11 protein-coding genes are annotated in these 13,788 nt (G+C 63.4%); 8 read left to right on the top strand and 3 right to left on the bottom strand.

From position 1 onward, the window contains the following. From GM668_RS30615 to GM668_RS24365, 4 genes are all read left to right on the top strand, one after another. Window positions 1–1,618 (top strand): MFS transporter (locus GM668_RS30615; protein ID WP_211923450.1); only part of this gene is annotated, 1,618 nt, incomplete at its 5' end. Window positions 1,619–1,654: 36 nt separating this feature from the next. Next, the gene (locus GM668_RS24375; protein ID WP_155441567.1) at window positions 1,655–1,954 is read left to right on the top strand and encodes an antibiotic biosynthesis monooxygenase family protein; all 300 of its coding nucleotides are present in this window, start codon (window positions 1,655–1,657) and stop codon (window positions 1,952–1,954) included. Between the two features lie 57 nt (window positions 1,955–2,011). After that, entirely contained in the window at window positions 2,012–2,548 is a 537-nt protein-coding gene (locus GM668_RS24370) for a flavin reductase family protein (protein WP_155441566.1), read from the top strand. A gap of 254 nt (window positions 2,549–2,802) precedes the next feature. Further along, on the top strand, window positions 2,803–3,396 hold the full coding sequence (locus tag GM668_RS24365) for a 3-hydroxyacyl-CoA dehydrogenase NAD-binding domain-containing protein (protein WP_170305804.1): 594 nt from the start codon (window positions 2,803–2,805) through the stop codon (window positions 3,394–3,396). Window positions 3,397–3,427: 31 nt separating this feature from the next. Here GM668_RS24365 and GM668_RS24360 read toward each other — a convergent pair whose 3' ends face one another. The 3 genes from GM668_RS24360 to GM668_RS24350 all read right to left on the bottom strand — a co-directional run bounded on the left by GM668_RS24360 (window position 3,428) and on the right by GM668_RS24350 (window position 6,983). Further along, window positions 3,428–4,330 (bottom strand): substrate-binding periplasmic protein, encoded by a 903-nt coding sequence (locus tag GM668_RS24360; protein WP_155441564.1) that lies wholly within the window; start codon window positions 4,328–4,330, stop codon window positions 3,428–3,430. 134 nt (window positions 4,331–4,464) lie between these two features. Then, window positions 4,465–5,862 carry a YfcC family protein gene (locus GM668_RS24355; RefSeq protein ID WP_155441563.1) on the bottom strand — a complete coding sequence of 466 codons (1,398 nt, stop codon included), beginning with the start codon at window positions 5,860–5,862 and terminating at the stop codon, window positions 4,465–4,467. Between the two features lie 8 nt (window positions 5,863–5,870). Then, window positions 5,871–6,983 carry a succinylglutamate desuccinylase/aspartoacylase family protein gene (locus GM668_RS24350; protein ID WP_155441562.1) on the bottom strand — a complete coding sequence of 371 codons (1,113 nt, stop codon included), beginning with the start codon at window positions 6,981–6,983 and terminating at the stop codon, window positions 5,871–5,873. A 171-nt stretch (window positions 6,984–7,154) separates the two neighbouring features. Here GM668_RS24350 and GM668_RS24345 point away from each other — a divergent pair, with 171 nt between their 5' ends. From GM668_RS24345 to zwf, 4 genes are all read left to right on the top strand, one after another. Continuing rightward, on the top strand, window positions 7,155–8,096 hold the full coding sequence (locus tag GM668_RS24345) for a MurR/RpiR family transcriptional regulator (RefSeq protein WP_155441561.1): 942 nt from the start codon (window positions 7,155–7,157) through the stop codon (window positions 8,094–8,096). Window positions 8,097–8,156: 60 nt separating this feature from the next. Further along, window positions 8,157–10,913 carry a TonB-dependent receptor gene (locus GM668_RS24340; RefSeq protein ID WP_155441560.1) on the top strand — a complete coding sequence of 919 codons (2,757 nt, stop codon included), beginning with the start codon at window positions 8,157–8,159 and terminating at the stop codon, window positions 10,911–10,913. A gap of 110 nt (window positions 10,914–11,023) precedes the next feature. Beyond that, window positions 11,024–12,265 carry a cyanophycinase gene (locus GM668_RS24335; protein WP_229499829.1) on the top strand — a complete coding sequence of 414 codons (1,242 nt, stop codon included), beginning with the start codon at window positions 11,024–11,026 and terminating at the stop codon, window positions 12,263–12,265. A 58-nt stretch (window positions 12,266–12,323) separates the two neighbouring features. Next, a complete protein-coding gene (zwf, locus tag GM668_RS24330; RefSeq protein WP_155441558.1) occupies window positions 12,324–13,787 on the top strand; it encodes a glucose-6-phosphate dehydrogenase in 1,464 nt (487 codons plus the stop codon). Window position 13,788 lies beyond the last annotated feature (1 nt).

The raw sequence follows: 13,788 nt of genomic DNA, 5'->3' as shown, positions 1-13,788 counted from the left end.
AAACACGCAGTCTTGCCACAGGCTGCTGTTTTCCGCGCTGGCCACGCTGGCGTTGGCCCGGGCGCCGGCCGCAGCGCGCACCAGCGCGGAAAACAGCAGCCTGTGGCAAGACTGCGTGTTTGCTTTGCGCTATCTGCGCGAGCGTGCCGGATTGATGCGCCTGCTGGCTTATGCGGCCGGCATGAACTTCGTGCTGGGCATGGTGCTGGTGCTGTCGACGCCGCTGTTGCTGAGTTTTACGTCGGCGCGCTCGATGGGACTGGTGTTATCGATCGGATCGTCCGGGTTGCTGTGCGCCAGCCTGCTGGTGTCGGCCGGCGTGATCCGCGTGCGCGGCATCGCATCGCTGCAACCGTATTCCGTGATGGCCGCGCTATGCGTGGCGGTGGCAGGCTGGCTGCCGTCCGTGTGGTGGTTTGGTCCTGTCGCATTTTGCTTTTTCTTTGCGGTCGGCCTGATCAACGCCACCACCATGCACTTCTGGCTGGAGCAGATTCCCCAGCAAGTACAGGGCCGGGTATTTTCCGCGCGCCGCATGGTATCGCTGTCGATGCTGCCGCTGGCATACCTCGCGGCCGGTCCGCTGGGGCATGCGTTCCAGGATGCGCTGATGCCTGGTACACCGCTGGCCGCTCTGCTAGGCCCGGTCCTCGGTGCTGGTCCGGGGCGCGGGCTGGCGCTGTTGCTGGTGCTGTGCGGCGCCGCGCTATTGATGTTTGCCCCGGCCTGTTTGCGCCATCCTGCGCTGGCAGCCATTTCACCCTGTAGCCCAACTGATTTTGAAACGGAACCCCTGATGAAAAAAACTGCACATTCTCCTGAGCGTCCCTTGGTGCTGCGCGTGCTGCCCATCGCCGTCACCCTGGTGCTGCTGGCACTGATGATCTGGCATGGCGCCATCCCCGAACGCAGCAATCCGCACGATTACGCGGACATGCGCGGCTTCGCCGGCATTCCTAACTTTGGCGACGTCGTGTCGTGCGCCGGCTTCCTGGTGGTCAGCATGGCGGGCGCGCTGTATCTTGGCCCGCTGCGCCGTGCCGGCGTGGCGCCGGCCGTGTGGAACAGCTACGTGATTTTTCTGGCCAGCCTGGCCTGCACGGCAATCGGCGCCGGGTATTACCATGCCGTGCCCAACGACACGACGCTGCTGTATTCGCGCCTGCCGAATGTGCTGATGCTGGTGGGCCTGATGGCGGTGGTGCGTGCGGAAACCTTTGGTGCGCGCGACGACAACAGCTTCCTGGCAGCGGGCATGGCGGCAGCGGCAGGCAGCTTCGTCTGGTATTCATACACCAAGGCCAATGGCAATGCCGACGTCGGGCCGATTTACCTGGTGCAGGTGCTGTGCCTGGTGCTGGTTCCGTTGTGGCAGGGCATCTACAAGGCGCCGCGGGCGGATAAGGCCGCCGTGTATTGCGCACTGCTGATGTTTATCCTGTCACAGGTGGTGGGCGGGCGGGATGCGCAAATCCTGCACATGACCGGCTGGATCAGCGGGCATACGATCTTCCACTTGTTTGGCGCGGCTGCCGCCGCGCCGATTGTGTGGAACATGCGCCGGCGCTTGCGGCAGGCGCCGGCGCAACTGCAAGGCCAGCTGCGCAAAGCAGCATGATATTTTCTTAGTCTTTTTACCAACAGGAGTAGCTTGATGATTTACGAAATCGCGACCATCCAGGTCAAACCCGGCGTGCACGCGGAATTTGAAGCAGCCATTGCCGCTGCCGTGCCGTTATTCAAGCGCTCGCGCGGCTGCCAGTCGCTGCGCCTCGAGCGTTCCATTGAACAGCCGGACAGCTACAAGCTGGTGATTGGCTGGGCCACGCTGGAAGACCATACGGTTCACTTCCGCGAAAGTGAGGAACTGCAGGAATTCCGCAGGCTGGCCGGCGGGTTTGTCGCAGGCCCGTCGCACATGGAACACGTGCAGGTCGTGTTGACCGGGTTCTGACCGCAGCAATCAACTCCGCCCGCAGCGCGCTGCGGGCGGGCCGACAAGGAAATCACTATGAATGCAACCGCCGAAATAAGCGCGGAGTGTGCAAGCCAGTGGCAAACCCCGCTCGATATCCGCGCGCTGCGCCACGCGCTGGGCAGCTATCCCACTGGCGTGGCCATCGTCACCAGCCGTGCGGCATGCGGCCGGCCGGTCGGCTTGACGATCAATTCCTTTGCGTCGCTGTCACTCGATCCGCCGCTGGTGCTGTGGAGTTTGTCCAGCCGCTCTCCCAGCATGGCGGCGTTTTGCGACAGCCGTTACTTTTGTATTAACGTGCTGGCGTCAAACCAGGACGGGCTGGCGCGCGCCTTCGCCAACCCGGACGTGGCCGACAAATTTGCGCTGGTTCCGCCCTATAGCAGTCCTGAACGGATGCCGCTGATTCCGGGCAGCCTGTCGTCATTCGTTTGCGCCACCGAGCTGGCGCAGGAGGCGGGCGACCACAAACTATTTGTCGGGCGCGTGCTGCGCTATTACAGCGAAGCAGGAGAGCCTGCCGTCTATCACCGGGGCCGGTTTACCAAGCTGCAGGAACTGCGGATTTGACGCCAGTTTTTCAGTTAAATAAACGGTGTTTCACATTGTGGGATTTGGGCGGGCGGCGTGCCCGGGTCATTTTTCCAATCTGTAGTAGTTTGTTTCATATTGTGGAAAATGGAATTAAGTCCTTGTTTTTATGGGTAAAATTTTAGGTCGCATGACATGGAAATCCGCTGGTTGAGGCGAGGACGCGCCGTATGATGAAGTGAATGATTTTGTTATCACTGCATTCTTTCACCATCTTATTCAAGGAGCATCCTATGACGCTGCAGACAAGCACCAACCGGCCGACCCCTGCCACGCCTGTTTTCCCGCCTGGCGGCATCACCCGGCCTTTCAGCCGTGTCGGTATCCTGGGGGCGGGCGAGACGGGCATGCACATTGCCCGCAGCCTGCTCGACGCGGATATCCCTGTCACGGTCTATGAACCCGAACGGGAACTGCTCGATGCCGCCACCGCGTCGGCCCGCACGCATTTCCAGAATGCGGTGCTGGACGGCGAACTGACCGCGTCCCAGCGCGACCGGTGCGTCGCACTGCTGGCAGGCACCATCAACTTGCACCACTTGAAGGATTGCGACGTCATCGTGGACACGCTGAACGCCAGTCCGGAAGCCAGGGACGGCGTACTGCGCAGGTTGAATGAACTTGCCCGGACCGATGCGGTCTTGTTGACTTGCACTGCGGACGGCGACGCCAGCCGGACCGCCCCGCAAATGCGGTTCCCGGAAAATGTCCTCGGCATGCGCTGGGCGGCTGGCGCCGGCGCGGGACAGTGGGAATTGGTTCCAGTCAAGGCCACGTCGGAACGCGCGCTGGCAACGGCAACCCGGTTGATCAACAGCCTCGCCTGAACGGCTGCCGGCGCAAGGCGTGCGAGGGGGATTATTTGGCTGGCTTGTTCTTGACCGGACTGAACCACAGTTCGGTCCGCGACAACGGCGTTTCCGGCGACAGGTCCGGATTGTCGATGACGATCAGGTTGCGGTGCTGTAAATCACCCTGGTCGATGGTCTTCTTCTTATAGCGCTGGAACAGCTGTTCCAGCGTGCCGTCGCGGATCATGGTTTCCAGGCCAGCCTCGATGCGTTGCGCCAACTGGACGCCTTCCGCGTCGCGCCGCACGAAAAAGTAGCGGGGCAGCGGGTAATACAGCAGCAGGCCGGGCTCCACCACCAGTTGCGGATGCGCGGCATGCTGTTCCTCCACTTCGCGCAACGCTTCATCCACTGCGCGGGAAAACGCGTCAAAACGCCCGGCGGCAAGCATGCCGAACAAGCCTTCGTAATTGGCGCCCTCGACCACCTGGAGTCCGGCTGCCCGGAGAATGGGAATATCCGACCAGTCTTTGCCTTGCCCGATCTTTATGGCGCGTAAATCATCCACGCTCTGGATTTTTGCAAAACGGGCAACGTCCTGTGCGCGGACCAGCATGATGCGGTAGCCAAGCAAGCCTTTGTCGACGGGTATGCGGATCGGCAAAAATTGCCGTTCCAGGGTGCGCGTCGTGGAACGCACGAGGACATTGATGCGCCCGCGGGGATTGCTTAGTTCCAGCGTCGCGCGCGCCTGTTCCATGGGGATGGCGGAAGGCTGCAGCGAGCAGTCGCCATATTGTGGCGCGGTTTTTTCCAGGACAGTTTGCAAGACCCGCCAGTCATAGTCATAACGGGTGTCTATCCGGGCCAGGTTCTGCGGGTAAGTCACCTCGCAGGCTGCCATGGCTGCGGGAGCGGCGCAGCATAGCAGCGACAGAAAAACCGTGGCAGCGAGTGTGGGATAAGCCATCGGAATTGCTCAGATTTTGGCGTGCGGTTTAGTGTTCCACGCCATTGTGTCCAAGACAAGCGGTATTTTATTTATCCGCACCGGCGTAGGGATTTTGCTACATGCCGGTGCGGTTGCGCATCACCATCCGCGCATCACCATCCGATATATCCGGGCGGCGCCAGCAACGCCAGCGCCAGCACTGCATACCCCAGTTGCAGCGGCACCATCCAGCGCGCCCACGTCAGCCACGGAATGCGCGCCAGCGCCAGTACGCCGACCGTGATGCCGGACGTGGGGATCATCGGCGTGGTGAATTCGCCAAACTGGAACGCCAGCACGGCCGTCTGGCGTGAAATGCCGGCCAGGTCCGCCAGCGGCGCCATCACGGGCATCGTCAGCGCGGCCTGCCCGGTGCCGGAATGAATGAAGAAATTAATCACGCTTTGGATGGCGAACATCTTTTGCGCGGCAAATGCGGGAACGGACGACTGGATCAGCGGGGCAATCGCATGCAGCGCGCTGTCGATGATATGCGCGTCGCGCGCCAGCACCACGGTGCCGCGCGCCAGTGCAATGACGATGGCGGTGCCGACCAGGTCGCGCGCACCGTGCAGGAAGGCGTCGGCGATCGCATCGCCATCGAGCCGCGCCGCCAGGCCGGCGGCGATGCCCATGGCCATGAACAGCGCGGCAATTTGCTCGACAAACCAGCCGTAGCGCACGACGCCGGCCACCATCACCGCCAGCGACACGGCAAACAGCGCCAAGACCAGCCGGTGGCGCGCGCCCAGCACGGCATGCTGCTGCCCGTGCAGCGCCGCCATGCCGCCGGCACGCAGCGACTGGTCCAGCGCAAAGGTCGGGCTGTATTCCGGCGTGCGCCGCACGCGCGCCGCATACCACATCAGGAACGCGATGGTCAGCGCCGTGGCGAGGAACCATACCACCAGACGGTAGCCCATGCCGGAAAACAGCGGCACGCCGGCGATGCCCTGCGCCACGCCGACATTGAATGGATTGAGGAACGCCGCCGCAAATCCGACTTGCGAGCCGAGGAACGGGATCGACACGCCGACGATCGAGTCGTAGCCGAGCGCCAGCGCCAGCGGGACGAAAATCAGCACGAATGGAATGGCTTCCTCGTTCATGCCGAAGGTGGCGCCGCCCAGCGAAAACAGCGTAATGAACAGGGGCAGGAACAAGGCCCGCGCCAGCGGCGACGTGGCGTGTTTGCGCGCCACCGCGTGGATCATGGCTTCAATCGCGCCGGTTTTTTGCAGCACGCCGAACGCGCCGCCTACCACCAGCACAAAGGCAATGATGGGCGCCGCTTCCGCAAAGCCTTTAATGGGCGCCATCAGCAACGCGTCCAGCCCCTGCGGCACGCTGGGCACGTTGCGGAAGCTGGCCGGGTCGATTTGCGTGCGGCCGTCCACCAGGCGGGTGTCATAGCGTCCTCCCGGCATGATCCAGCTGGCCAGCGCAATCAGCGCCAGGATGGAAAAAATCAGCACATACGTGTTGGGCAAGCGCAAAGCAGGCAGTTTCATGGCAGTCCTCACAGGCTCAGCAGGTTGCCGGAACGGAAAGGGATGTGGCCCGCCACTTTGCCGATGTTCATGCCGCGCAATACGTGGCGGTGCGCGCTGCGGCCGAAGAATACGCCGCCCACCGTGCAGCGCACGGCCGTGGTGGCGCCGGTGACGGGGTCGATCACGTCCGCCACGGCCATGCCGGGTTCCAGCCGTTCGCCCAAGGTGCGCGTGTAGACCAGCACCCCTGCATGGGGCGCCAGCAGCGGTTCCACGCCTTCCAGCGGCGTGAGTGGGCACAGGGGCTGGGGCAGCGGCATGTCATCCGCATCCAGCACGCCCTGCGTGGCCAGGTAGGCCAGCAGTGCGCCCGCGTCGCGCCGCGCCAGGTCATAGCCGACATCCATTTCGCCGCGCAATTCCACCGTGGCGGCGATGCACGCGGGCGGAATCGGCACGTCGGGAAAGTGCGCCGCCAATTCCCACCACAGCCGGCTGCACGCTTCGTCAAACGGTTCACCGCCCGCTTCGGTCGCCAGCAGCACCGCCTGCGCGCGCAGCAGGCGCGCCAGCGGCGCGATGGCGCCTGCCAGCGGCGTCCCCGTGTACACGTGCATGACGGCCTCGTTATCGCAATGCAAGTCCAGCACGATATCGGCATCGATGGCCAGCGACAGCAGCACCTGCTTCAGCGCCGCCGCATCGCTGGCCGGCTGCAGGCTGCGGATGTGCGCCAGCGCCTGGCGGCGGATTTCCCGCACATTGGCGTCCGGGTCGCCGCCCAGGCGTCCCTGCAGCGTGGACTTCAGCGCTTCGCCCACATGGGGATGGGCGCGGTTGAAGTTGATGCCGGTGGACAGGTCGAAGCGGCCCAGCGGCGTGCCCTGGATGGCTTGCGCCAGGCCGATGGGATTGGCGGCCGGCACCAGCACGACTTCGCCGCGGATCTTGCCGGCCGCTTCCAGCGACAGCAAGCGCTGGCGCAGGCATTGCGCCACCAGCATGCCGGGGACTTCATCGGCATGCAGCGCCGCCTGCAAGTACGCTTTTTTGCCTGCGCCCGGCGTACCGAAGTGCAGGCTGGCCAGTTGCACGGCGCCGCCGTGCGAAGTGGAAATGACGTGGTGTTCTGTGCGCATAAGACAAGTGTGTGTGGTTGGGATGCGGCGATTATGCAACGAAATTTTCATAAAAGTTCAATATGAAAAAATATTTTCAAAACAGGTTGAAATCCTGCCCGGTTGTGCGTAAAGTGCAATCAACGGATTTTCAAATTCGCAAAAACTGAAAAAATCTTTACAAGGACTGACATGCGTTCCACTTCCCATGAATCGACGTCGCCCGCCATTGCCTTCGCCCAGTCCGCGCTGGGGCAATCGCTGTCACGGGTCAAGACGGACGGCTCGGCGTCGCACAAATCAATTGCCGAGTACCTGCTGCGCCACCAGGTGCGCGTGGCCGGCATGGGGATTGAAGAACTGGCGGAATCGTGCGCTGTCTCGACGGCCACCATCAGCCGTTTTGCACGCGACATCGGCTTTTCCAATTACGCGGCCATGCGCGCTGCCGTGGCGGAAATCCTGCAAGGCGTGCTGCAGCCGGTGGAAAAACTGCGCAGCACCATAGAAAAGCGGGAAGGCGGCGGCGTGCCTGCCGTGGAAAGCCTGGAATATGCGGTGGCCAATATCAATGCCACGGCCAGCGGCCTGGCAATCCCGGAACTGGACAAGATCGTGCACCAGCTGGTGCGCGCCAATACCGTGTATGTGATGGGCTTCGGCCTGTCGACCCACCTGGCCGGGCTGCTGGCGCTGCACTTGCAGCCGTTTTGTCCGCACGTGGTGGAAGTGGCGGGGCTGGGCGGTACGGAAGTGGCGGCCGGACACCTGGCCAACATCACGGCCAAGGACGTGCTGGTCGTGATTTCCTTCCCGCGCTATGCGCTGGACGTGATCCGCCTGGCGAACTTTGCGCGCACCCGCGACGCTTGCATCATTGCCCTGACGGATTCGCCGGCTTCGCCGCTGGCCGACCTGGCCGACCACGTGCTGTATGCACAAAGCAGCCATTCCGTGCTGCCCAGCAGTTCGACGGCGGCGCTGGCCATGATCGAGGCGCTGACGGTGACATTGATGGTATCGAACAAGGAAAACGTGGAAAAAGCGGCGCGGCTGACCGAAGCCATTTCCGCTTACCTGTATGGACCGGACGCGGCGCAGCCCGCGCGGCCAAGAAAGAACGCCAGAAAGTAGCAGGGCGCAATACCGGTAGCGGGGAGCGCTACCGCATTTCAACATAACGAGGGAGTTGCAATGAGTCTGCATCAAGCGACGGGCGGAGCTTTGCCTGAACAAAACGTGATGTCTGTGGCGGTCCGCCTTGCGCTGGCGGCCGCGATGGGTTTGCCCACCGTAGCGGCGGCACAGGAACCGATCCAGCGCGTGGAAATCACCGGGTCGTCCATCAAGCGCATCGACGCGGAAACCGCGCTGCCGGTGCAAGTGCTCAAGCGCGACGACATCGATAAATCCGGCGTCACCACGGCGGCCGAACTGTTGAAAAACATCAGCGCCAACACGGCGCCGCTGTCGGACGGCGCCAGCATCACGGATGGCACGTCCGGCCAGCGCGGCTTCAATGGCGCCAACTTGCGCGGCATTGGCGTGTCGTCCACCTTGGTGCTGTTGAACGGGCGGCGCCTGGCCAACTTTGCGTCCCCCGGCGACAACGCGGGCGTGGACTTGAACAATATCCCGGCCGGTGCGATCCAGCGCGTGGAAGTGCTGAAAGACGGCGCGTCGGCCATTTATGGCACCGATGCGATTGGCGGCGTGGTCAACTTCATCACCCGCAAGGATTACACGGGCGTGGACGTCAACGCATCGCTGGCCGGCACGCAAGAGGGCGGGGCGGGCAAGAAGACTGCCAGCATCAGCGCGGGCTTCGGCAGCCTCAATGACGACCGCTTCAATGTGTTCGGCGTACTGGACGTGCAAAAGCTCGATGCGCTGCGCTCCAGCCAGCGCAAGTTCATCCAGGAGCGCCCGCTGGCGGCGAATTTGCCGGCCCTGATGTCGAGTAACACGTACCCGGCCAACATCGACTTGTCCAGCGCCCAGCGCAACGCCCTCGTCAAGGCCGGCGTGCTGCCGGCCGGGTCCACCGCCAACCGTATCAATCCGTCCGCGCCGGACTGCGCGCCGCCGGCCACCGTGTATGCGCCGAAAGGTCCGGGCGGCGTGCTGGGTTGCAGCTATGACTACATGGAAGACACGGAACTGTATCCGGAATCGAGCAAGATCGGCTTTGTCGGCCGCGCCACGTTCCGCCTCGATGGCGACAACCAGCTGTTTGCTGAACTGGTGCAGTCGCGTGCGGAAAGCCGCTATGTACTGAGCCCGAACCCGCAGCGCCTGCGCAATTTACCGGTGTCCATCTTGCCGGAAAAGTACCGCAGCGTGCTGTCGGCGGCGGGGTTGCCATCGACTTTCAGCGGCATCCGCTACCGTATGACGGAAGCGGGCAACCGCACCAATGAAGTCACCAGCGACGCGCAGCGCATCGTATTGGGCGCGTCCGGCTCGCTGGCGGGCTGGGATTACGACGTGGGGCTGTCGCGGGCGCAAAACAAGGCGATCGACGCGTATGTCGATGGCTATGTGCTGTTCGACAAATTCGATGCGGCCGTGCGGGCCGGCAAGGTCAATCCGTTCGGCCCGTCCACGGCGGACGGCCGCGCGCTGATCGACAGCATCAAGGTCAACGACGATGCGCGCAGCTCGAAAGGCGTGTCGACGGCGCTCGATGGCAAGATGTCGCGCACGCTGATGCCGCTGGCAGGCGGCGACCTGGCCATTGCTATTGGCGGCGAACTGCGGCGCGAACACAGCATGTTCACGCCATCGGCGCTGCTGTTGTCGAACAATATCGCGGGCGACCGCGACACGGGGCTGGCCGCCGGTTCCACCACGGATATCCGCGCCACCGACGACAGCCGCCGCGTGTATGGCGTCTATGCGGAGTTGAATGCGCCCGTCAGCAAGGAACTGGAAATGCAGTTTGCGCTGCGCCGCGACCATTACAGTGAAGTAGGCAGCACCACCAACCCGAAATTCGGCGTGCGCTGGCAGCCGGCCCGCGAGCTGGTGCTGCGCGGTTCGGCCGGTACGGGCTTCCGCGCGCCGTCGCTGTCGGACTTGAAGCGGCCCACCACGTATGGCAGCGCCGCCAGCTTCCTGACCGACCCGCAGTGCGTGGCGACGAAACTCGACACCATCGATGGCTGTACCGACCAGTACCCGGTGGAACGCCGCTCGAACCCGAACCTGAAGCCGGAAAAATCGCGGCAGTTCTCGCTGGGCGCCGTACTGGAAGCGAACAAGCAAGTGACGTTCACGGTGGATTACTGGAATATCCGCAAGTCCGACGTCATCAGCACGCTGGGCGAGCAAATCATTGTCGACAATCCGGCCAAGTACAACGGCAAATACATCCAGCGCGATGCGGATGGCTACATTACCAACATCTTGCTGCAAAAGGAAAACCAGGGCAAATTGCAGACGTCGGGCCTGGACCTGGGCGCCGATTACCGCAGCGCGCCGACGCCGGCCGGCCGCTTCAGCGCCAACCTGACGGGTACGGTGATCTTGAAATACGACCGCCAGTTTGGCCCGCTGGAAGCCTCCCGCAGCAACCTGGGCTTGTTCCTCAATGACCAGGTGATCCAGCGCTGGCGCCACCGCGCCAGCTTTGGCTGGGATAGGGATGCGTTCAACGTCACGCTGTCGAATCAGTTCTCGTCCAGCTATACGGACCAGAATACGACGTATGACCCGGTCAGCGACAAGCTGCTGCCATCGCGCAAGGTCAAGGCGTATTCGCTGTGGGATTTGACGGGCAGCTGGGCCGTCAGCAAGCAGCTGAAAGTGCGTGCCGGTATACTGAACCTGGCCAACACGGCGCCGCCTTATTCGAACCAGGCATATTACTTCCTGGCCGGGTATGACCCGACGTACACGGATCCGCGTGGCCGCAGCGCGTATGTGGCGGCGAGTTACGCGTTCCGGTAAGCTGCAGCTGTAGGGCGGATTAGGCGCAGCCGTAATCCGCCATTGCGTGCGCTGCCGCTGCCGGTGGCATCTGTTTAAATGAAACAAAAGGGGAAACAATGCAGCATGCGATGACTTTGCCAAGGCGGCGCACATTCCTGGCCGGTTGCCTTGGTCTGGCGCTGGCCCCGGCCTGGGCGTCGTCGTCTTCGGCGGCGGCGCCAGCCAAGGGCGCGCTGGTCATTGCGGGCGGCGCGCTGCGCGCGGACACGGCGGAAGTGTGGACGCGCATCATTGCGCTGGCAGGCGGGCAAGGGGCGCGTATTGCCGTATTCCCTTCCGCGGCGGGCAATCCGCAGCGGGCCGGGCAAACCACGGCCGCCATCTTGCGGCGCTATGGCGCAGACCCGTTTGTCGTTCCCGTTGCCGTGCGGCTGGCGGGGACCGACGTGCGCCGCTCTGCCGACGATGCGGCGCTGGCGGAACAGGTCCGCACGGCCGGCGGTGTCTTTTTTGTCGGCGGCGACCAGGCCCGCATCACGCAGGCGCTGCTGCGCCCCGACGGCAGCCGCAGCGCCGTGCTCGACGCCGTGTGGGACGTGTACCGGGGCGGCGGCGTGGTGGCGGGCACCAGCGCCGGGGCGGCCGTCATGAGCAGTACCATGTTCAATGACGCGCCGGATTTGCTGGCCGTGCTGCGCGACGGCTTGCCGGAAGGCCGCGCGCTGGCGCCCGGGCTGGGTTTTATCGGCGACAAAGTGTTCATTGACCAGCATTTCCTCGTGCGCGGCCGCTTTGCGCGCATGCTGCCGGCCATGCGGCAGCGCGGTTACCAGCTGGGGCTGGGCATCGATGAAAACACGGCGCTGGTGGTGAGCGGCGATGTCGTCGAAGTCCTGGGATACAAGGGCGCGCTGCTGGTGGACTTGTCGCAGGCAACGGGCGGCCAATTGCCCGGACCGTTCCGCATCCAGAACGCCGTACTGAGTTACCTGGACCGGGGCGACCGCTACAACCTGGCCACGGGCGCCTACGTGCCGGGCGCGGACCGGAGCGTGACGTTGGACATGGATGACGACCTGCCGGGGCCCCCGTACAGCAACGATATCCTGGCCAATAATGCCATTGTCGAATTGATGGAGCGCCTGGTGCGCAACCCGGCAACGGAAGCGCTGGGCATCGCCAGCGGCGACCCGCGCCAGCGCGCCACCAGCCGCGAACGGCTGGGATTTGCGTTCACGCTGAAGAAAACACCGCACACCCGCGCGTATGAGTCGGCCGGTTCCGGCGGATTGTCCATTGTCGGCGTGCGGCTGGACGTGGAACCTGTGCAGGTGGGGTCACTGCAGCCGCAAACGACAGGGAAGACATAAGTCGGCAAGTTTGGTTATGATTAGGCCCCGACCATCTTGAAACTGACGCCTGATCGCCATGACTTCACCTTCCCAGCCTGACTCCAATTTGCCGCTCGATATGATTATTTTCGGCGGCATGGGCGACCTGGCCATGCGCAAGCTGCTGCCGGCGCTGTATATGGCGCACTTGCACGGCAACCTGCCGCCCGCCACCCGCATCATTTCCACGGGACGCCAGGAATTTGACCGCAATGCCTACCTGAACTTCGTGGAAGAACATTCCCGCTCCTTCATCAGCGGCGGGAATTTCACGGACGACGCGTGGCGCAGCTTCCTGCAATTGCTGGAGTTCGTGCGCCTCGACGTGCAGCAGGATGAGTTGGCGGCGCTGGCCAAGGTGTCGCGCCCCGGCGCGGAACGCGTGTTTTACCTGGCCACGGCGCCATCGCTGTTCACCACCATTTGCGACAAGCTGGCGCAAGCAGGGCTGGTCGACAGCAATGCCCGCGTGGTGCTGGAAAAACCGCTGGGCCGCGATTTGGCGTCCGCCGTGGAAATCAATGAAGCGGTCGGCAAGCATTTCGCGGAATCGCAGATTTACCGCATCGACCATTACCTGGGCAAGGAAACCGTGCAAAACCTGATGGTGCTGCGCTTTGGTAACTCGATCCTGGAACCGCTGTGGCGCGCGCCGAACATCTCCAGCGTGCAAATCACGGTGGCCGAAGAAGTGGGCGTCGGCAGCCGCGCGGGTTTTTACGACAGCGCCGGCGCCATGCGCGACATGGTGCAAAACCACTTGCTGCAATTGCTGTGCATCGTCGCGATGGAACCGCCGGCGTCGCTGTCGCCGGACGCCGTGCGCGATGAAAAGCTGAAAGTACTGCGCTCGCTGCGCCCGTTCACGCTGGCCGGCATTGCGCGCGATACGGTGCGCGGCCGCTATATCCGTGGCGTCAGCGGCAACCAGGAAGTGCCTGGCTACCTGGAAGAGAAAAATGTTCCGGCCGACAGCAGCACGGAAACCTTCGTGGCGCTGCGCACGTACGTCGATACGTGGCGCTGGTCCAAGGTGCCGTTCTATCTGCGCACCGGCAAGCGCATGGCGCGCCGCTCGTCGAAAATCGTCGTGGAATTCGCCAATCCGCCATTCCCGCTGTTTCCCGAAACGCCGGGCGGTGTGGCCAACCGCCTCGTGATTGAATTGCAGCCGGAAGAAGCCGTCAAATTGCAGGTGATGGCCAAGCAGCCGGGCAGCGGCATGAAGATGCAGCAAGTGGCGCTGAACCTGGATTTGCAGTCGGCCTTCTCCGAACGCCGCGCGGAAGCGTATGAGCGCCTGCTGATCGACGTGGTGCGCGGACGCCTGACGCACTTCATGCGCCGCGATGAGCTGGAAGCGGCATGGCAGTGGGTCGAACCGATCATCAACGGCTGGGGGACACTGGCTGAGAAGCCGTATCCATACGCGGCCGGCACGTGGGGACCGTCCGAATCGTTTGCATTGCTGGCCCGCGACGGCTTTGGCTGGGTGGAGTGAC

The sequence above is a fragment of the Pseudoduganella ginsengisoli genome (assembly GCF_009720865.1).
Classification (GTDB): Bacteria; Pseudomonadota; Gammaproteobacteria; order Burkholderiales; family Burkholderiaceae_D; genus Rugamonas; species Rugamonas ginsengisoli.
The sequence above is the reverse complement of the archived record's forward strand: the minus strand, read 5'-3'. Positions and strand labels throughout refer to the sequence as shown.